At 63.0% G+C, this 18,519-nt stretch carries 16 protein-coding genes; 8 read left to right on the forward strand and 8 right to left on the reverse strand.

Features of this window, described 5'->3' with window-relative positions; all coding sequences use genetic code 11:
- The first annotated feature begins 68 nt into the window (after positions 1 to 68).
- Positions 69 to 1,364, forward strand: coding sequence for a Mur ligase family protein (locus P9273_RS04095; RefSeq protein WP_278047735.1), 1,296 nt, complete (start codon positions 69 to 71; stop codon positions 1,362 to 1,364).
- Positions 1,365 to 1,398: 34 nt separating this feature from the next.
- Here P9273_RS04095 and P9273_RS04100 read toward each other — a convergent pair whose 3' ends face one another.
- The 4 genes from P9273_RS04100 to P9273_RS04115 form a co-directional block, all read right to left on the reverse strand.
- Positions 1,399 to 2,289, reverse strand: coding sequence for an SH3 domain-containing protein (locus P9273_RS04100; RefSeq protein WP_278047736.1), 891 nt, complete (start codon positions 2,287 to 2,289; stop codon positions 1,399 to 1,401).
- A gap of 260 nt (positions 2,290 to 2,549) precedes the next feature.
- Entirely contained in the window at positions 2,550 to 3,836 is a 1,287-nt protein-coding gene (locus P9273_RS04105) for an NAD(P)/FAD-dependent oxidoreductase (protein WP_278047737.1), read from the reverse strand.
- Positions 3,837 to 3,889: 53 nt separating this feature from the next.
- The gene (locus P9273_RS04110) at positions 3,890 to 4,258 is read right to left on the reverse strand and encodes a four helix bundle protein (RefSeq protein ID WP_442920180.1); all 369 of its coding nucleotides are present in this window, start codon (positions 4,256 to 4,258) and stop codon (positions 3,890 to 3,892) included.
- Between the two features lie 53 nt (positions 4,259 to 4,311).
- Entirely contained in the window at positions 4,312 to 5,748 is a 1,437-nt protein-coding gene (locus P9273_RS04115) for a glutamine synthetase family protein (RefSeq protein ID WP_278047738.1), read from the reverse strand.
- Positions 5,749 to 6,004: 256 nt separating this feature from the next.
- Between P9273_RS04115 and P9273_RS04120 the strand changes: the two genes are divergently transcribed.
- Entirely contained in the window at positions 6,005 to 6,712 is a 708-nt protein-coding gene (locus P9273_RS04120; protein WP_278047739.1) for an HAD family hydrolase, read from the forward strand.
- Between the two features lie 359 nt (positions 6,713 to 7,071).
- Here P9273_RS04120 and P9273_RS04125 read toward each other — a convergent pair whose 3' ends face one another.
- From P9273_RS04125 to aceA, 3 genes are all read right to left on the reverse strand, one after another.
- Entirely contained in the window at positions 7,072 to 7,521 is a 450-nt protein-coding gene (locus P9273_RS04125; RefSeq protein ID WP_442920188.1) for a response regulator, read from the reverse strand.
- A 225-nt stretch (positions 7,522 to 7,746) separates the two neighbouring features.
- On the reverse strand, positions 7,747 to 7,989 hold the full coding sequence (locus tag P9273_RS04130; protein ID WP_027168360.1) for an SMc00767 family acetate metabolism repressor: 243 nt from the start codon (positions 7,987 to 7,989) through the stop codon (positions 7,747 to 7,749).
- Between the two features lie 55 nt (positions 7,990 to 8,044).
- A complete protein-coding gene (gene aceA, locus P9273_RS04135; RefSeq protein ID WP_278047740.1) occupies positions 8,045 to 9,334 on the reverse strand; it encodes an isocitrate lyase in 1,290 nt (429 codons plus the stop codon).
- Positions 9,335 to 9,585: 251 nt separating this feature from the next.
- On the opposite strand from aceA, the gene P9273_RS04140 reads away from it, so the two are divergent.
- The 6 genes from P9273_RS04140 (at position 9,586) to P9273_RS04165 (ending at position 16,561) form a co-directional block, all read left to right on the forward strand.
- Positions 9,586 to 11,028: a helix-turn-helix domain-containing protein gene (locus P9273_RS04140; RefSeq protein ID WP_278047741.1), complete on the forward strand. Its 1,443-nt coding sequence runs from the start codon at positions 9,586 to 9,588 to the stop codon at positions 11,026 to 11,028.
- Positions 11,029 to 11,164: 136 nt separating this feature from the next.
- Positions 11,165 to 12,118 (forward strand): DMT family transporter, encoded by a 954-nt coding sequence (locus P9273_RS04145; RefSeq protein WP_278047742.1) that lies wholly within the window; start codon positions 11,165 to 11,167, stop codon positions 12,116 to 12,118.
- Between the two features lie 338 nt (positions 12,119 to 12,456).
- Positions 12,457 to 13,554 carry a polyamine ABC transporter substrate-binding protein gene (locus P9273_RS04150; protein WP_278047743.1) on the forward strand — a complete coding sequence of 366 codons (1,098 nt, stop codon included), beginning with the start codon at positions 12,457 to 12,459 and terminating at the stop codon, positions 13,552 to 13,554.
- Between the two features lie 80 nt (positions 13,555 to 13,634).
- Positions 13,635 to 14,774: an ABC transporter ATP-binding protein gene (locus P9273_RS04155; RefSeq protein ID WP_278047744.1), complete on the forward strand. Its 1,140-nt coding sequence runs from the start codon at positions 13,635 to 13,637 to the stop codon at positions 14,772 to 14,774.
- A gap of 9 nt (positions 14,775 to 14,783) precedes the next feature.
- Entirely contained in the window at positions 14,784 to 15,746 is a 963-nt protein-coding gene (locus tag P9273_RS04160) for an ABC transporter permease subunit (protein WP_278047745.1), read from the forward strand.
- Positions 15,743 to 16,561, forward strand: a complete 819-nt coding sequence (locus P9273_RS04165) for an ABC transporter permease (RefSeq protein ID WP_041008830.1) — start codon at positions 15,743 to 15,745, stop codon at positions 16,559 to 16,561. Before P9273_RS04160 ends, P9273_RS04165 begins: the two co-directional genes overlap by 4 nt.
- Before the next feature lie 35 nt (positions 16,562 to 16,596).
- Here P9273_RS04165 and P9273_RS04170 read toward each other — a convergent pair whose 3' ends face one another.
- Complete coding sequence (locus P9273_RS04170) at positions 16,597 to 18,477, reverse strand: AsmA family protein (RefSeq protein ID WP_278047746.1); 1,881 nt, start codon at positions 18,475 to 18,477, stop codon at positions 16,597 to 16,599.
- Positions 18,478 to 18,519: the final 42 nt, after the last annotated feature.

The raw sequence follows: 18,519 nt of genomic DNA on the forward strand, positions 1-18,519 counted from the left end.
ACGTGCGGCTCGTGTTTGACTCGATGATGCGGCGAAAGGCATAACGGTGCCTGGGTGGGGCGGGCGCTATGAATGCCAGACTGCGAAGAATTCGCGAGGACCTGGGGCAGCGCCTCAAGATCTACCGGGCGAGGCGCGCACGGGCGCGAAGCAAGGCCACCTTCATCGGCATAACCGGCAGCTCAGGAAAGTCGACTGCGGCGAGCCTGCTAGGACACATCCTCGCCGGCCACGCCCGGGTCTATACGCGGGTTTTGGCCAACACGATAAAGTCACTGATCAGCACACTCTGCAAGCGCATGAACAAGAGCGGCGAGGTCGACTACGTCGTCTTCGAGGCGGGCGCCTTCGGCATCGATACGATCAGGCCCATGGCGCAGATGCTCAAGCCGCACGTGGCTGTTGTCACCATGGTGCGGCTTGAGCATCTCTCCAGTTTCAAGACATTGGAGAACGTCGCTCGCGAAAAGCGCGCTCTTGTCGAGGCGCTGGAGCCCGGCGGCCTTGCGGTGCTCAATGCCGACGATCCCAATGTGCTGGCCATGGCATCGGACGCCGCGCATCGCTTCGTCACGTTCGGCGAGTCGGAAACGGCCGACTATCGCGTCACCGGTATTAATGCCGCTTATCCGCGCGCGCTCCACTTCACACTCCACTGGCGAGGCGGGGCGCTGAAGCTCAAGACACCGTTTCCGGGCGAGCATTTCTGGCTGCCGACCGCGGCCGCGGCAGCCACTGCGCTCGAGCTCGGCGTCCCTGCGCAAACCGTGGAGGAGAGGATCGCTACATTCGAGCCGTTGGCGAACCGCTGCCATGTCCTGGTCGTCGATGGAGGGCCTCATTTCGTCATCGACACTGCCAAAGCCCCTTGGCACTCGCTGTCGCTCGCCTTCGATATCGTGGCAAAATCAACGGCTGGGCGAAAGCGGATCGTGCTTGGCCAGCTGTCGGACTTTGCCGGATCGAACGCAAAATATGCGCGCGCCTATAGCAGTGCGCGCGAGATTGCCGACCAGGTGATCTATGTCGGGGAGCATGCCCATCGTTCGAAAGCCAGCCAGGCCGATCGCGGCAGCGGCCGGTTCGTCGAACTGCGCACGCCAAGAGAGGTTTCAGATCACCTCAGGCGCACGGCGATGCCCGGCGAACTTATTCTTCTCAAGAGCTCTTCCAGTCTTCATCTGGAGCGCCTCGCGCTCGCCTGGACACATGATGTCAAATGTTGGATTCCCGCTTGCGGGAAGAAGGAAGGCTGCCAGGATTGCGGCCTTTTCGAAGTGCCGTTCGAGGAGCATCGGGAATTCGTCAAAAAGCGCAGGAATGATCGCCGGCGGCAGCGCCTGCGTCGCCTCTTCGGCGGCTGACGCATCGCGGCTCGGCCGCGCCGGCACAACGGCCTCAGGCGCCGGTCTTGATGTAGCTTTTGTAGACCCAGCCGTGCTTGCCGTTATAGACGATCTCGCACCATTTCTTGCAACCCATCACCTGCACCGATGCCTTGGCCGGCACCGTGGTGATTGCGGCGGCACCTTTCTTCGGGCTTGAGCGCATGGTCACGGCTCTCAAAATGCGCCCGTTTGCGGCTACGCTGGCTTTTTGAGCTTTCGGCTTGGCCTGTGCCGAGCCATCGGTCGCTGCCGACTGCGAATCCGGAGCCTGCGGCTTGGCTTCGGGAATAGCGGCAGTTTGGGCGCCATCCATCTTGTCGCTCGGCTTCTTCGCTGCCGTCGCCGTGTCATCGGCGGAAGCGGCGACCTGCGACAGCGCATTCGAGGCATCGTTCTCGGCATCGGCCTCGGCAAAGGCCGTATCGGCGGATTGCGCGGGACTTGTATCGGCAGCCTGCTTGGATGGAGCTGGCGGGTTCTCGACCGGGGCAGGGGGCGTCTGGGCGTCGGAAGCCGTCCAGCGAGGGCTGTTCGGCGCCAGCGCCGGAATGCTGGCTTCGCGGGCCGCCGTCATGGGCGTAACCGCGTCCGCCTTGCGCGCGGCCTGCGCCGGCTTCGCCACGGTGACCGCCGCTGACGCCGGAGCGATTTTCGTGGTCTTCACCGGAATTGTCGGAACGGCTTGTGCGGCATTTGCCGCAGCCACTTGCCGGTCACTGCCCGGAAAACATAGCCAGAGCGCCACCGCGGCCACGCCGACCAACGCGGCAGTGCCTATCGCCGCAATGACCAGATGGGCGTTCGACTGCACCTTCTGCCAGAAGGATGGCCTTACGCTATAGCCGAACTGCATTGTAAAGCGCTGCCGTTCCGGCGTGCCGAAACTGAAGGGCCCGTTCACTCAAACCACCTCCAACAAGCGGGCCGACGTTCTTTCGATCATTGCCACGATGATTGGCTTCGATCGGCATCGGTCCCGAAATCATTGCGGACAAAGGCCCGCGAAATCCCCGGCTTTTTCGCCCATAATTGCATCTTTTACTGCTGATTATGGCATGAGTGAGCCAAATTGCGAAATTCTGCGCCCCTGTTAAGGCTTCCCCAACCTGCCGCGTGGAAGCCGCCGGCGTCGAATCGGTGGCTTCGGCCGGGCGGCCAGCTTCAAATCCTGTCGCGCAGCGCGAACCAGTTGAGGGCGAGAAACAACAGCGGCGCGCGAAATCGGCGGCCGCCCGGAAAGGCGGGGATTTTGAGATCCTCGATCAGTTTCAGCCGGTCGCGGTTGCCGGCAACGGTCTCGGCATAGAGCTTGCCGAAGAAGTTCGACAGCATGACGCCGTGGCCGGAATACCCGCCTATGGAAATCACCTTCGGCATCACCTCGCGCACGAACGGCTTTCTCGGCATCGTGATGCCGACATAGCCGCCCCAGCCATGCGTGATCTCGACATCCTTCAGCGCCGGGTAGAGCTCGGCGATCTGCTTGCGGATGTGGATATGGATATCCTTCGGATCGTTGACGGCGTAAACCTCGCGGCCGCCAAACAGGAGCCGGCCGTCTTTCGACTTGCGGAAATAGCGCACCACAAAGCGGGAATCGTCGACCGACTCGCCGCCGGGCAGAACTTTCGAATCCGAGCCCAGCGGCACGGTCGCGCCGATGAAGGAGCCGATCGGCATGATGTGCGCCGCGCTCACCGGCTCCAGATCGCCGCCATAGGCATTGACGGCGACCAGGCATCTGTCGGCGGTGATCGTGCCCTTGGGCGTCGTGACGGTCACCTTGCCGCCATTGGAAACGATGCCGGTGGACGGCGTCTGCTCGAAGAGATGCGCGCCGGCCGCCGCTGCCGCTTTCGCCGTGCCGATCACCAGCTTCAGCGGGTGGATATGGCCGGTGCCGGTGTCGCGGGTACCGCCAAAATAGCGCGTCGAGCCTAGCCGTTCCGCCGTCTCCGCCGCGTCCATGAAACTTACATGCGGGTAGCCGAAGCGGCTCGCCATGATCTCGGCATGGCGCCTGTAGTCGTCGACGTAACGCCGCTTGTGCGCCACCGAAAGCTGGCCCGGCATATAGTCGATGTCGATCGCGTTGGCGGCGGCGAAGTCGAGCAGATGCGCCTTGGCTTCTTCTGCCATGTCGAAGAGCGCCTTGGCGCGCGTGAGGCCGTATTCGGCTTCCAATTCTTCCGCCCAGGCGCGTTGCCCGGTGCCGAGCTGGCCGCCATTGCGCCCCGAAGCGCCGTCGCCGAAGCGATAGGCCTCGATCAGCACGACATTCGCGCCGGCCTTCGCCAAGTGCGCGGCTGCCGACAAGCCGGTGAAGCCGCCACCGACGATGACGACATCGCAGGTCCGGTCGCCGTCAAGCGGTGGGTATTCAGGACGCGGTCCTGCTGTGTCCTCGTACCAGGAACGGCCGGGGGAAATGGGAGATTGATAGGGCATGATGCTCGGCAGTAGGGGAGTAGGGGAGTAGGGGAGTAGGGGAGTAGGGGTAGCTAGTCGGCTGCTAATTTTCGAACCAGAAGTCGAAGAAGCTTTCCCACACTTTCGGTACTGGCTAGTAATGAAGCCGTCGTTTGTTGTGACGCGATACCGGTACGTTCAGCGATCAGAAGCTGTGTTTCTAGTTCCTTTAGCGACCCCTGAGCGATGCGGAGAAACTGCTGATAAGAGCCTCGAATCTCTCTGCCGTAACCCTCGGCTATATTTGACGGCACTGAAGCCGCGGAACGGCGCACTTGGCTGGTCAGTCCATAGAGTTCCTCCTTGGGCCAAGATTTTGTCGCGCCGTAAACCGACACTGCCAAATCCATCGCCTGCTGCCAGACCACCAAGTCCTTGTAGGATCCTGTCTTTTCGGCCACCCGTCCTACTCCCCTACTCCCCTACTCCCCTACTCCCCTACTATCTTAGTCCCCTATACATTCAGCAGCAGATACTCCCGCTCCCACGGGCTGATCACTTCCATGAAAGTTTCGAATTCGGCCCGTTTAATCGCTGCGTAAGTGGCGGCGAAGGATTTGCCGAGGATGGCCGCGAGTTCCTTGTCACCTTCGAACAGGTCGACCGCTTCCAGCAGGCTGCGCGGCAGGTCAATCTCGTCGGCATTGGCCGTAGTCAACACCGGAGGCTCCGCCTTGACTTTTCTGGTTATGCCGACCAGCCCGCAGGCCAGCGACGCCGCCAGGGCCAGATAGGGGTTGGCGTCGGAGGATGGGATGCGGTTTTCCACGCGTCGCGCCGCCGGATCCGAGCGCGGCACGCGGAAGGCGGTGGTGCGGTTGTCGTATCCCCATTTGTTGTTGACCGGAGCCGACGCCTGCTGCGTCAGCCGGCGGTAGGAATTGACGTAAGGCGCGAACATCACCAGCGCGTTCGGCACGTGCTTCTGCATGCCGCCGATGAAGTGGAAGAACGCGTCGGTCTCGGAGCCGTCCTCGGCGGAAAAGATGTTCCGACCGGTCTTCTTGTCGACCACCGACTGGTGGATATGCATGGCCGAGCCTGGTTGCCCCTGGATCGGCTTTGCCATGAAGGTGGCGTAGATCTCGTGCTTCAGCGCCGCCTCGCGGATGGTGCGCTTGAACATGAAGACCTGGTCGGCGAGCTCGATCGGGTTGCCGTGGCGCAGATTGATCTCGAGCTGGCCGGCGCCCTCCTCATGGATCAGCGTGTCGATCTCCAGGCCCTGCCGCTCCGAGAAGTGATAGATGTCGTCGATCAGTTCGTCGAATTCATTGACGCCGGCGATCGAATAGCCGGCGCCGCCGCCGATCGGCCGGCCCGAACGCCCGACGGGCGGCGTCAGCGGATAATCCGGATCGGGGTTCTTGCGCACCAGATAGAATTCGATCTCGGGCGCCACCACCGGCTTCAGGCCGCGCTCGTCATAGGCGGCAAGCACGCGCTTCAGCACGTTGCGCGGCGTGAACTCGACCGAGCGGCCGTCCTGGTGAACGAGATCGCAGATCACCGCCGCCGTCGGGTCTTCTTCCCAGGGCACGACGGTCAGCGTCGAAAGATCGGGCAGAAGCTTCAGGTCGCCGTCATCTTCGGGATAGTGGAAGCCGTTGCCGTCCTCGGGATAGCCGCCGGAGATCGTCGTCATGAACACGGCCGAAGGCAGCGCCAGCGATGTGTTGGAGGTGAATTTCTTCGACGGCATCATCTTGCCGCGGGCGACGCCCGCCTGGTCGGGCGTGATGCACTCGATGTCCTCGATGCCGCGCCATTCGAGCCATGCGCTGGCCTCTTTCCAGTTCTTCACACCGCGTTGGTTCTTCAGGAAAGCAGGCGTGCGGGCGCGTCCCCCCCGGTTTGACGGACGGACTTCCTTTTTCTCAGGCGGCATCATTCACCAGATTGTGTTGCGGATTTCGAACTATAGCCGGGCGCCATGGGGGAAGGGAAGGGGAGGCGCAAGGCGCGTGCCCAGGGAGCCGCTCCTTGCGAACCAGCTTGCAGCTTTTGCCGGGCGCTCGCGACGAAGCCTTCCAGCTCGTCCTTCCACGAATTCAGCATGCCTCCGCACTGTGCCGATCTCCAGCTGGAGCTAGCAGTGTCGCGCGAACGCGTCTACTACACCATCAGTTCGCGAAGACGAGGTGGCCATGTCCGCTCTTACCACGATCGGTTTCGATGCCGACGACACGCTGTGGCAGAACGAGCAGTTCTTCCGCATGACCGAACAGCGCTTCCTCGCCATGCTTGCCGAGCATGGCGATGCAAGCCGGATTTCGGCGAACCTGCTTGAAGCGGCAAAGCGCAATCTCGGCGTCTACGGCTTCGGCATCAAAAGCTTCACACTGTCGATGATCGAGACGGCGATCGAGGTTACGGAAGGCCGTGTTCCGGCCTCGACCATCGCCGAAATCCTGGCCGCCGGCCGCGACATGCTCAGCCATCCGATCGAGCCGCTGCCGCATGCGCGTGAGACGGTCGAGAAGCTCGCCGGCGCCTATCGCCTGGTGCTGATCACTAAGGGCGACCTCATGGACCAGGAGCGCAAGCTGGCGCAATCGGGACTGGGCGAGCTTTTCGATGCCGTCGAGATCGTCAGCGACAAGAGCGCCGCCACCTACGCCCGCATCTTCAGCCGCCATGGCGACGGACCGCAAAGGAGCATGATGGTCGGCAACTCGCTGAAGTCGGACGTCGTGCCTGCCATCGATGCCGGCGGCTGGGGCATCTATGTCCCGCATGAATTGACCTGGGCGGCCGAGCATGCCGAGGCGCCGGTCGACGCGCCGCGTTTCCGCCAGATCGCCGATCTGAGCGAGCTGCCGGCGCTGATAGAGCGCATCGCCACGGCGGGTTGACACACGTCCAGCTGGTTGTTCCCGGGCCTATGCAAACCCGGCGGCATGCTTCCGCGGCGTCGGGTGATGGGAGGCTCTGGCCGTCGGTTCGGGCGGCTGGCGGTCGGCGCGAATGAACCGGCCGACAAGCCCTTGCATCGGACCCTGGGGCCGGCCTTACAGGAGCGAGGGTCCAGACCGGAATGTCGGTCATGGACCACGAGCTGGATTGATCTGGCTTTGCGAGAACAGACGCCGGAGCGTCGTCTCGACCTCCGGCATGGTCTGCCGCGAAGCGCCCTGTGTTTTGATGCAATTCCAGACGGAAAGCCACGGCGAAGTCGCCGAGCTTAACCGCTCACACTTTTCCTGGAATTGCCCTAACCGCGCCCGACCAGGCGATCGACCACTGGTTGCAGCCTCTCGGGCGTGATCGGTTTGGCTACCACGGCATCGACCACGCTCGATAGGCCAAGGCTCTCCGGCGTGCCATTCTTGGTTGAAAGCAGGATCACCGCGGGCAGCGGCTTGCCGGAAGCGCGCCGCAGCGCGTCGATGGCCGACATCAGCGGGTCGCAATCCTTGTTGTCCGGGCCGCCGTCCAGGATGAGGGCGCCGGGCATTTGCCCGGCCAGCGTCTTCTCGGCGGCCTCGGGCGATTCCGAAATCGGCTTCAGTCCCGATTTCTCGACGATTTTCGACACCACGACCCGATTGATCGACGATTTTCCGACGACGAGTACTTTGGAAAAGTCGGCCGCGATCGCGCCAGTCCGGGCTGCCGGTTTCGGGCGTTTTTCGGAGTGGTCGTCACGGTCGGCGGGACACATCGGCGGGTGGGCACTCTGGTTCAATGCAGGGTTGAAACCTGAGGCACAATTGGGTGAGATCGCGGCCGGTGTCAAGCTGAAACGGTCGAGGTCGAAAATATAGCAAGAAATTCCGGAATTCAGCGCAAGTCGTCCCTCCCGGCGACGAAGGCAAAACGAAAAAATGCGATAGTCTCCCGAACGTATAGCGCGCGGGAGACATTCGCAGAGACTGTTGACGTTACGTCAGGTGTGACTCTGCTGGGTAACGATCACCGGAATCAAAAGATCTCCCCAGTTGCCGTCGCCGCCATGGTGCCTGGCCGAACGCACCAGCTCCACCGAGACACCGGCCTCGACGGCTTTCATCACCGACTGGTTGAGCCTGTGCAGATCGTTCGCGAGCATACGGATCGTCGCCTGCTGGTCGACGCTCATCGCGCTCGATTGTTCTTCTGCCCTTTCCTTGACGCGGCTTATCGATGCCATTGGTCTTCTCCTCGATCAAAAATACCCTGCGGGCGTTTCCTCTGGTTGTTATCCGTTACTCGGCCGCCGGCCTGAACTGGGCGTGCTCGGTCGATTCATGCATGGCGGTGGTCGAAGACTGGCCGCCGGTGATCGCCATCGACACGGCGTCGAAATAGCCGGTGCCGACCTCGCGCTGGTGCTTGGTCGCGGTATAGCCGTGGGCCTCGGCCGCGAATTCTGCCTCCTGCAGTTCCGAATAGGCGGCCATCTGGCGATCCTTGTAGCCGCGCGCCAGCTCGAACATGCCGAAGTTCAACTGGTGGAAGCCGGCAAGCGTGATGAACTGGAACTTGTACCCCATCGCGCCGAGTTCCTTCTGGAATTTGGCGATCGTCGCGTCGTCGAGATTCTTCTTCCAGTTGAAGGACGGCGAACAATTGTAGGCGAGCAGCTTGCCCGGATAGTGCTTGTGCACGCCCTCGGCGAATTTCCTTGCCTGCGCCAGATCAGGCTTCGAGGTCTCGCACCAGATCAGGTCCGCATGCGGCGCATAGGCCACGGCGCGCGCTATGCAGGGCTCGATGCCGTTCCGCACATGATAGAAGCCCTCGACCGTGCGGCCTGCGTCGTAGTCGACGAACGGCCGGTCGCGCTCGTCGATATCGGAAGTCAACAGCTTCGCCGCTTCGGCGTCCGTGCGCGCCACCACCAGCGTCGGCGTGCCCATGACGTCGGCCGCAAGGCGCGCCGCGTTGAGGTTGCGGATATGCGCCGCCGTCGGGATCAGCACCTTGCCGCCGAGATGGCCGCATTTCTTTTCCGAAGCCAGCTGGTCCTCATAGTGCACGCCGGCGGCCCCCGCTTCGATGAAGGCCTTCATGATCTCGAAGGCATTGAGCGGTCCGCCGAAGCCGGCTTCCGCGTCGGCCACGATCGGCGCGAACCAGGTCTCGACCGAAAGCCCCTTGCCTTCGGACGTCTCGATCTGGTCGGCGCGCTGCAGCGTGCGGTTGATGCGTTTGACGAGTTCCGGCGCCGCATTGGCCGGGTAGAGCGACTGGTCCGGATACATCGCCGAGGCGGTGTTGGCGTCCGCGGCGACCTGCCAGCCCGAAAGATAGATCGCCTTCAACCCGGCCCGAACCTGCTGCATGGCCTGGTTGCCCGACATGGCGCCCAGCGCGTTGACGAAATCCTCCTCGTGGATGAGCTTCCACAGCCGGTTCGCGCCCATCTCGGCCAGCGTCTGGCGAATTTGCACGGAGCCCCGCAACCGCTTCACATCCTCTGGCGAATAGGGGCGCTCGATGCCGTCGTAACGGTCTTCCGGCGCGGAGGGGATGAGGTTGTAAAAATCGGTCATTGATCACTCCGGGATCGTTTGGCAACTGTGTCAGCACTGCATCGCAAAGGCCGATTTGCGATATTTGCGTGTGACTTCGTTTACATTGCAGCGCGAAAGGCGCCTAGAAAAACCGCCAAATACCGCGAAGAATAAAGGAAAAGCTGTATTGCCATTGACAGGCTAGCTCTGTAAATTTGTCACGATTGTAAAAACGGCGAAGCGAGTGCCGGACTCGACGCACATGTAAATTCTTGTCAAGGATGGCAGGGATGGCCGACCAGAAGATCTTCGCCGGGCCGCGGCTGCGCCGGCTGCGCAACGCCAGGAGCTTGACCCAGACGGCGATGGCCGAGGGGCTGGGCATCTCGCCTTCCTATCTCAACCTGATCGAGCGCAACCAGCGGCCGCTGACGGTGCAGCTCATTCTCAAGCTTGCCTCTGTGTACAAGGTCGATCCGCACGAACTTCAGGGAGAGGCAAAAGGCTCGATCGCGGCCTTGCGCGAAGCGTTCAGCGATCCGCTTCTTGCCGGCGAGCTGCCAGGCGATCAGGAACTGATCGACCTCGCCGAGACGGCGCCGAATGCGTCGGCGGCGATGGTGAAACTCTTTCGCGCCTATCGCGAGCAGGCCGAGCGCCTGTCCGATCTCAACCAGCTCCTGGCCAAGGAGGGCAGGGCAACCGCTCTGTCGGGCGCGCGCCTGCCCGCCGATGAAGTCCATGAAGTGTTCGAGCGCCGGCCGAACCACTTCGCCTCGCTGGAAGAGGAGGCGGAGGCTTTCACATCGGTCCTCGAGCCCGGCGACGATCTGTCCGGCGCGCTGAAGGCTTGGCTGAGGCGTGAGCACGGCATCGTCGTCAAGGTGCTGCCGGTCGCCACCATGCCCAACTGGCGCCGCCGTTATGATCGTCATTCGCAGCGTCTGTTCCTGTCCGAGCGGCTATCGCCTTTCGACCAGCTGCGCGAAGTCGCCATGGAGGCGAGCCTCATGCGCATGTCGGTGGCCATCGCGGCCGAGGTCCAGGCGCTGAAGCTCGGCACCGACGAGGCGCGCCGGCTCGCCCGCTTCGAGCTCGGCCGCTACGCCGCGCATGCGCTTATGATGCCCTATCAGGCCTTTCACGCCGCCGCCGTTCGCGCCCGCTACGACATCGACGTCTTGCGTTCGCGCTTCGGCGTCTCTTTCGAGCAGGCGGCCAACCGGTTGACCATGCTGCAACGGCAGGGTGCAGCGGGCGTGCCGTTCTTCATGTTGGAAGTCGACAACGCCGGCAACCGCTTCCGCAAGGCCGGCAGCCAGGGTTATCCGCAAAGCCGCTTCGGCGGCGGCTGCCCCAAGCTTCCCATCCATGCGGCCTTCTCGCAGCCAGGCCAGATCCTGGTCGAGGCGGTGGAAATGCCCGATGGCGCCGAGTTCCTTTGCATCGCCCGCACGCTGGAAGGTCCGCAAGGGGCCTTCTCCGAACGGCCGCGTCGCACCGCGCTCCTGCTCGGCTGCGATATCGGCTTCCGGGACGAGATCGTCTATGGCGCGGCGCTGCCGATCGGAGCCACCGGTAAGCCCGGGCAAGGCTTCGGCACGCCGGTAGGCCCCGCCTGCAGGCTCTGCGAGCGCGTCGGCTGCCTTGCGCGCGCCGAGCCGCCGGTGACGCGCCCGCTCGGCCTCGACGAGATGGTGACGGGCCTCAGCGCCTTCGATTTCCAGGGATAAGCTCGGCCGAAGTGCCCCAAGCTTCGCCGAATGCTGGATCACGCCGGTTTTGCGCCTTTGCGCTACGCGAATGGGACGCAGTTCTTTGCGTCTCCGGTGCATCGTGTCGAACGCAACTCGCTGACAGTCATCTGCCATGTCCGATACCGCCTCGTCCTCCGTTGCCCCGTCCTCCGCCGTCTCGCCGCGCGAGGAGCGGATCGGCATGCTCCTGGTCTTCCTGTCGGCGCTGATGTGGAGTTTCGGCGGCACCATCGCCCGTTTCATCCATATCGGCGACAGCTGGACCGTGGTGTTCTGGCGTTCGCTCTGGGCCGTGGCCTTTCTCATCGCATTCATGCTTTGGCGCGACGGTTGGCGCGGCACTCTGAAGCTCTTTCGACACATGGGCCTGCCTGGCCTTGGCGTCGCCTTCTGCTTCGCCACCGCCTCGACCAGCTTCGTGGTGGCGCTAGGCTACACGACGGTCGCCAACATCCTCCTGATGCAGGCCGGCGTGCCACTCCTGGCGGCTCTCCTTGCTTGGCTCCTGTTTCGCGAACGGGTCGGTCCGGCGACCTGGATCGCGATTGCCGCCGTCATCGCCGGTGTCGCCATCATGGTCTCCGAATCCCTGGGCGGCGCCGTCTCGCCGATCGGCGACGGCCTGGCGCTGCTGATCGCGGTAATGTTTTCGGTCGCGACCGTGATCACCCGGCGCTTTGCCCATGTGCGCATGGTGCCGGCCAATTGCCTTGCGGCGCTGCTCGCCGGTGCTTTCGCCGCTTCCCAGGCATCTGAGTTCGCGGTCTCCGGGCGCGACATGGGCTTCCTCTTCGCCTTCGGCGTTGTCAATCTCGGCATTGGCCTCGCCTTTTTTGCCATGGGCGCGCGGCTGGTGCCGGCGGCGATGGCGGCGCTGCTCGGCACCTTCGAGCCGATCCTTGGGCCGATCTGGGTCTGGCTCGTCCATTCCGAAGTGCCATCGGTGCGCACTATCATCGGCGGCGCGGTCGTGGTCACGGCGCTGCTCGTCCATATCGGCCTGGAGTTCAAGCGCCAGGCGCGGCCGGCGCGTCCCGGCGTCACCGGCCTGCCGTCGCCCAATTGACGATCGGGCAGTCTTCCCCATTGACAACCCAGTCGCCGGGCGGGCAGGCTGCGATTACGGCAACAACAAGACAGGCGTATCTTGCCAAGTGTCTCCGCCGGCCTGCTCGGGGCCGGACAGCATCATCATAGCTCTCATTACACCACGGTGCATGCCGTTGACGCCGCCCGGGCGCCTCGCCGGGGAGGCCGGGACGCCTCGAATCCTGATGCCATGAGAGAGCCTGGCATAGGCAGTTCACGCTTGTCGCTCTCCGGAAAGCTCAATAGTCTGAAACCAACGCCGCCCCGCCATTTCGCGACGAGCCGGCGAGGGAACACTCACCAAAGGAGAACACCATGATCCGCAAAGCGCTTTTGCTTTCGGCGACGTCGGCATTTCTGACGCTTTTCACACTAAGCGGCCACGCCGAGGACCGCGTCGTCAACGTCTATAACTGGTCGGACTATATCGACAGCTCGATCATCGACGACTTCACCAAGAAGACCGGCATCAAGGTCGTCTACGACACCTTCGATTCCAACGAGATCCTGGAGACGAAACTGCTCGCCGGCGGCAGCGGCTATGACGTCGTCGTGCCGAGCGCGAACTTCCTGGCGCGCCAGATCCAGGCAGGCGTGTTCCAGAAGCTTGACAAGTCGAAGCTGCCGAACCTCTCCAACATGTGGGACGTCATTTCCGAGCGCACCGCCAAGTATGATCCGGGCAACGAATATTCGGTCAACTACATGTGGGGCACGGTCGGCCTCGGCTATAATGTCAAGAAGGTGCAGGCCGCGCTCGGCACCGACAAGATCGACAGCTGGGACGTTTTCTTCAATCCGGACAAGCTGGCCAAGCTGAAGGATTGCGGCGTTTATGTGCTGGACTCTCCCGCCGACGTCATTCCCGCGGCGCTGAAATATCTTGGCCTCGATCCCAACAGCACCTCGCCCGATGACATTTCCAAGGCCGAGGAGGCGTTGCTGAAAGTGCGGCCCTATATCCGCAAGTTCCATTCGTCCGAATACATCAACGCCTTGGCCAATGGCGATATCTGCCTGGCGATCGGCTGGTCGGGCGACGTCTTCCAGGCGCGCAACCGCGCCGCGGAAGCCAAGCAGGGTGTCGAGATCGGCTATTCCGTGCCGAAGGAAGGCGCCCAGATGTGGTTCGATCAGATGGCCATCCCCGCTGACGCGCCGCATGTCGCCGACGCTCTCGAATTCATCAACTACATGATGACGCCTGAAGTCATCGCCAAATCGACGAACTATGTGCTCTATGCGAACGGCAACAAGGCCTCGCAGCAGTTCGTCGACAAGGCGATCCTGGAAGATCCTTCGGTCTATCCGGACGAAGAGACGACGAAGAAGCTGTATACGGTTGCGCCATACGATCCCAAGACACAGCGCATCATCACGCGCACCTGGACCAAGATCGTCACCGGCCAATAAGCATTGAGAGACGGCCCCGGCAGCCAACTGCCGGGGTCGCTTTCTTTTGGGGAATTTAAAAAAGTAACGGAGTGGGGATTATGAAATCGCTTGGCAGCATCCGCAGGGATTTCGCGCCATGGAACGACCCGAATGCCAAGCCATATATCCAGTTCGACAAGGTCACCAAGAAGTTCGGCGACTTCACCGCCGTCAACAATCTGTCGCTGACCATCTTCGAGCGTGAATTCTTCGCCCTGCTCGGCGCTTCCGGTTGCGGAAAGTCGACGCTGCTCAGGATGCTCGCCGGCTTCGAGGAGCCGACGGCGGGCCGCATCCTGCTGGACGGGCAGGATCTGCGCGGCATCCCGCCCTACAAGCGGCCGGTCAACATGATGTTCCAGTCCTACGCGCTGTTCCCGCATATGACGGTGGAAAAGAACATCGCCTTCGGTCTCAAGCAGGAAGGCATGCCCGCGCCGGATATCGAAAAGCGCGTCGCCGAGATGCTGAAGCTCGTCAAGCTCGAGCAATTCGCCAAGCGCAAGCCGCACCAGCTCTCCGGCGGTCAGCGCCAGCGCGTGGCGCTGGCCCGCTCGGTCGCCAAGCGGCCGAAGGTCCTGCTGCTCGACGAACCGCTCGGCGCTTTGGACAAAAAGCTGCGCGAGGAAACCCAGTTCGAGCTGATGGACCTGCAGCAGGAACTCGGCCTCACCTTCGTCGTCGTCACGCATGACCAGGAAGAGGCCATGACCATGGCCGACCGCATCGCCATCATGGACAAGGGCGAGGTGATGCAGGTCGCGACGCCTGCCGAGATTTACGAGGCGCCGACCTCGCGCTTCGTGGCGCATTTCGTCGGCAATGTGAACATGTTCGAGGGAAAGGTCGCCGAGCGCACGGCAAGCACGACCCGCATCACCGGCGCGACCGGGGCGGAGATCGTCGTCGACAACGGCGGCAATGCCACCGCCGGCTCCGACATCGTCTTCGCGATCCGGCCGGAGAAGATCAAGGTCTCCTCGACAAAGCCGGCCGATGCCGTCAATGCGCTCGAAGGCGAGGTCTACGACGTCGCCTATCTCGGCGATATGACCGTCTATCATATCAAGCTTGATGACGGGCAGATCGTGCGGGCGAGCGCGCTGAACGCCTCGCGCATCACCGAGGATCCGCTCACCTGGAACGACCGCGCCTGGGTCTCCTTCCGGCCCGATGCGGGCGTCGTGCTGACAAGGTAGGAGGCTGAGATGACCGATATCGCAGCGACCGCCGCCCCATCGACTGAGAGCGCGACACTGCCGGCGAGGCTGGCGAAGGGCTTCGTCAACCGCCTCGTCATCATCATTCCCTATCTCTGGCTGCTGTTCTTCTTCCTCATTCCCTTCATCATCGTGTTCAAGATTTCGCTGTCGCAGACGGCGATCTCGATGCCGCCCTATACGCCGGTGCTCGACTTCAAGGACGGCGTCGCGGGATTCCTCGCCGGTTTCCGCGAGCTCAACTTCGACAACTACACCTGGCTCACCCAGGATGCGCTCTACTTCAACGCCTATGTGACGAGCCTGATCATCGCGGCGATATCGACGATACTCACGCTGATCGTCGGTTATCCGATCGCCTATGGCATGGCCCGCGCGCCGGCCACGATCCGCCCGACCTTGCTGATGCTGGTGATCCTACCCTTCTGGACCTCGTTCCTGATCCGCGTCTATGCCTGGATCGGCATTCTGAAGCCCGAGGGCCTGCTCAATCAGGTCCTGCTCGCCACGGGCCTGATCAGCCAGCCGCTGGTCATCCTCAACACCTACACCGCGATCTTCATCGGCATTGTCTATTCCTACCTGCCCTTCATGGTGCTGCCGCTCTATTCCTCGCTGGAGAAGATGGATTATTCGCTGATCGAAGCCGCGCAGGACCTCGGCTGCCCGCCGACCGGCGCCTTCTGGAAGATCACCTTCCCGCTGTCGCTGCCCGGCGTCGTCGCCGGCTGCCTGTTGGTGTTCATTCCGGCCGTAGGCGAGTTTGTCATTCCCGACCTTCTCGGCGGCTCGCAGACGCTGATGATCGGCAAGACGCTCTGGAACGAGTTCTTCTCAAACCGCGATTGGCCGGTGTCGTCGGCGGTGGCCGTAATCCTGCTCCTGGTGCTGACAATACCGATCATGTTCTTCCAGCAGGCGCAGGCAAAGGCACAGGAGCAGGGCAGATGAACTCGACCTGGAGCCGCTTCAACATCACCTCGATCGTGCTGGGCTTTGCCTTTCTCTATTTGCCGATCGTGCTTCTGATCGTCTTTTCCTTCAACGAATCCAAGCTCGTCACCGTCTGGGGCGGCTTCTCGACCAAATGGTACGTGTCGCTGTTCCACAACCAGGGCCTGATGGATGCCACCTGGGTGACGGCGCGCGTCGGCGTCATCTCGGCAACGGTCGCGACCGTGCTCGGCACGCTCGCCGCCATCACGCTGACCCGCTACACGCGCTTCAGGGGACGGGTGCTTTTCTCGGGCATGGTGTTCGCACCGCTGGTGATGCCGGAAGTCATCACCGGCCTCTCGCTGCTTTTGCTCTTCGTCGCCGTCGGACTCGACCGCGGCTTCTTCACGGTGACGCTCGCCCATATCACCTTCACCATGTGCTTCGTCGCAGTCGTCGTGCAGTCGCGGCTGGTCTCCTTCGACCGCTCGCTGGAGGAGGCGGCGATGGATCTCGGCGCGCCGCCGGTGAAGACTTTCTTCCAGATCACCTTGCCGGTCATCCTGCCGGCGATCATCTCCGGCTGGATGCTGGCTTTCACGCTCTCGCTGGACGATTTGGTCATCGCGAGCTTCACCTCGGGTCCCGGCGCGACCACGCTGCCGATGAAGATCTACAGTCAGGTGCGCCTCGGCGTGACCCCTGAAATCAACGCCGCCTGCACGATACTGATCGCGGTGGTGGCGATCGGCGTCATCATCGCCTCGATCGCCAACAAGCGCCGCGAGATCCAACGCCAGCTCGACGAGCAGGCCGCGCAGCGCGGTTGAGAGATGAGCGGGGCGGGGACGCTTTGCGCCCCGCTTTACTGGCCTGAAACGCCGGGAGCGATCGGCGAGATGAACGGCGCGCTCCAGTTGCCGCCGACGAAGAACAGCGACTGGTTCGGCGGCGGGGGAGGCGGGCTGGCCGCCTGACCGTTGGTCTGCTGGGGCTGCTGCGCCGGCTGTCCGTTGGGCACCACGCCGCCCGAGAGCGCCAGCCCGCGTCCGACATAGGAGGCAATGCCGGACAGCCAGATCTTGTATTTCTGGGCATTGATCTCAGCCTTGTCCAGGCGCGCCACGCCCTTCGAAATGCTTGCCTTGATCTCGGCACCGTCGATCGGCAGCGAACCGTTGGCGACGTCGTTGAGCGCGAAGAAACCGCCTTGCTGGTTGCGCTTGAGGAAGGCCGGCAGATCGAGCCCGTTGAGCGTGCCCGGCCCGAACGTCGCCGAGAACGACCCGTCGGCATTCTCGAAGATGGAATTCCAGGCCTTGCCCGGCCCCTTGAGGATGACCGATACCGTGCCGGTGCCGGCCGGCACCAGCCGCGTCATTCCCGCCGCCGTGGCAAAGGCACCCGTATCGACATCCGAAGCCAGGAGCCGCATCTCGACCTGCGTGCCTTCCGGCTTACGGTCGAAGCGCAGGCTGCTCTGGATGTTGCCGTTGAAGGCCGACGCGTCGGATATGTCGAAGACGGCAAGGCCGTTCTTGACCTGCGCGGTCGCCGCGACGTCGGCAAGCTGGACCGGTCCCGCGTTGGCATGCGCCGCCGACAGCCTGAGGTCGAGGTTGATGCGGTCGGCGAAGCTGGTGTCGATGTCGCCGAGGCCGGCCTCGCCGGTGGGCGAGACAGGCGTGAAAGCCGACAGGAAGGATCTCAGATCCAGCGTATCGAAGGCGAGGGTGCCGGCAATCACCGGGCGCCCCTCGGCGAAGGAGAAATCCAGCGCTCCCATGCCCGGATTGTTGTTGAGCGTGACCGTGGTGTTCTCGAACTTCGCGCGCCCCGCCGAGGCGTTCACCTTGCTGCTGACCGAGACGGCGCCGATCGCAGCGCCCGGCGCGATGCCGGCCTGCGACCACTCCAGCACGCGCCGCAACGACGGTGCTAAGAACTTTGCCTGGCCGTCCAGATAGGCATTGTCCGACATCGAGGCCGTTCCGTCGAAGGAGAATATCGCGGGCGCCGCCTTGAAGGAAAGGGTGACGGGAGCTGCCCCACCGGCAAACAGCACCAGCGGTTTCGCGGAGGAGAAATCGAGCTGCACGCTCTCGCCGCGCCAGATTCCGGTCGCGGTCAGCGATGCATCGCTGTTCATCGCTTCCCAGTTGACCTGGCCATTCAGGCTGCTCAGGATTTCAGTGTCCTTGCCGTCGATCGAAGTCACCACGCGGCCATCGCGGAATTCGACGGTGCCGAACGGATCGGAAGGCAACCTGCCGAGATCCGGCTTCTGCGGGTTGGCGCTGACCACGCCGCGCGCGGTATCGATCGAGCGCGTGATGCGCCCGCCGGTCGGAAGCGGCGGCAGATAGAAGCCGCTCGCCGTGCGCTGAACCCTGATCGTCGGGCGCACCAGCCTTGCGGTCGAGAAGGCGACGTCGCCCTGCAGGGCGGCCATGGCTGAGAGATCGACTTCGACGCGGTCTGCCTCGACCACCGGCGGCATTTCGGTCTCGGTCCATTGCGACAGCGTTACGTCGCTGAGGATGGCCCGGAACTTTGGCCACACTTCAATGCGCGGCGAGCCGTCGATTGTGACCCTGAAGCCGCTCCAGGCGCTCAACTCCCAGGCGATGCGGTCGCGCACGATGCGGGTCGAGGCAATCAGCGGTAGCGCAGCGACCGCGAGCGCGATGACGAGCACGGCAACGCCGATCGCCCACACCCCGCGCCGGATCAGAGATGATCGCATTTCGCCCCGTATGCTTTCGTTGCCAATAAATCGCCCGACGGG

Origin of the sequence: Mesorhizobium sp. WSM4935, from assembly GCF_029625735.1 — a bacterium.
In the GTDB taxonomy this organism is placed as follows: Bacteria; Pseudomonadota; Alphaproteobacteria; order Rhizobiales; family Rhizobiaceae; genus Mesorhizobium.

Excerpts from the sequence above, each read along its gene's own strand:
- P9273_RS04095 (WP_278047735.1), top strand. The coding sequence starts at position 69 with ATGAATGCCAGACTGCGAAGAATTCGCGAGGACCTGGGGCAGCGCCTC.
- P9273_RS04105 (WP_278047737.1), bottom strand. The coding sequence starts at position 3,836 with ATGCCCTATCAATCTCCCATTTCCCCCGGCCGTTCCTGGTACGAGGAC.
- P9273_RS04115 (WP_278047738.1), bottom strand. The coding sequence starts at position 5,748 with ATGATGCCGCCTGAGAAAAAGGAAGTCCGTCCGTCAAACCGGGGGGGA.
- P9273_RS04120 (WP_278047739.1), top strand. The coding sequence starts at position 6,005 with ATGTCCGCTCTTACCACGATCGGTTTCGATGCCGACGACACGCTGTGG.
- P9273_RS04125 (WP_442920188.1), bottom strand. The coding sequence starts at position 7,521 with ATGTGTCCCGCCGACCGTGACGACCACTCCGAAAAACGCCCGAAACCG.
- P9273_RS04130 (WP_027168360.1), bottom strand. The coding sequence starts at position 7,989 with ATGGCATCGATAAGCCGCGTCAAGGAAAGGGCAGAAGAACAATCGAGC.
- aceA (WP_278047740.1), bottom strand. The coding sequence starts at position 9,334 with ATGACCGATTTTTACAACCTCATCCCCTCCGCGCCGGAAGACCGTTAC.
- P9273_RS04140 (WP_278047741.1), top strand. The coding sequence starts at position 9,586 with ATGGCCGACCAGAAGATCTTCGCCGGGCCGCGGCTGCGCCGGCTGCGC.
- P9273_RS04145 (WP_278047742.1), top strand. The coding sequence starts at position 11,165 with ATGTCCGATACCGCCTCGTCCTCCGTTGCCCCGTCCTCCGCCGTCTCG.
- P9273_RS04150 (WP_278047743.1), top strand. The coding sequence starts at position 12,457 with ATGATCCGCAAAGCGCTTTTGCTTTCGGCGACGTCGGCATTTCTGACG.
- P9273_RS04155 (WP_278047744.1), top strand. The coding sequence starts at position 13,635 with ATGAAATCGCTTGGCAGCATCCGCAGGGATTTCGCGCCATGGAACGAC.
- P9273_RS04160 (WP_278047745.1), top strand. The coding sequence starts at position 14,784 with ATGACCGATATCGCAGCGACCGCCGCCCCATCGACTGAGAGCGCGACA.
- P9273_RS04165 (WP_041008830.1), top strand. The coding sequence starts at position 15,743 with ATGAACTCGACCTGGAGCCGCTTCAACATCACCTCGATCGTGCTGGGC.
- P9273_RS04170 (WP_278047746.1), bottom strand. The coding sequence starts at position 18,477 with ATGCGATCATCTCTGATCCGGCGCGGGGTGTGGGCGATCGGCGTTGCC.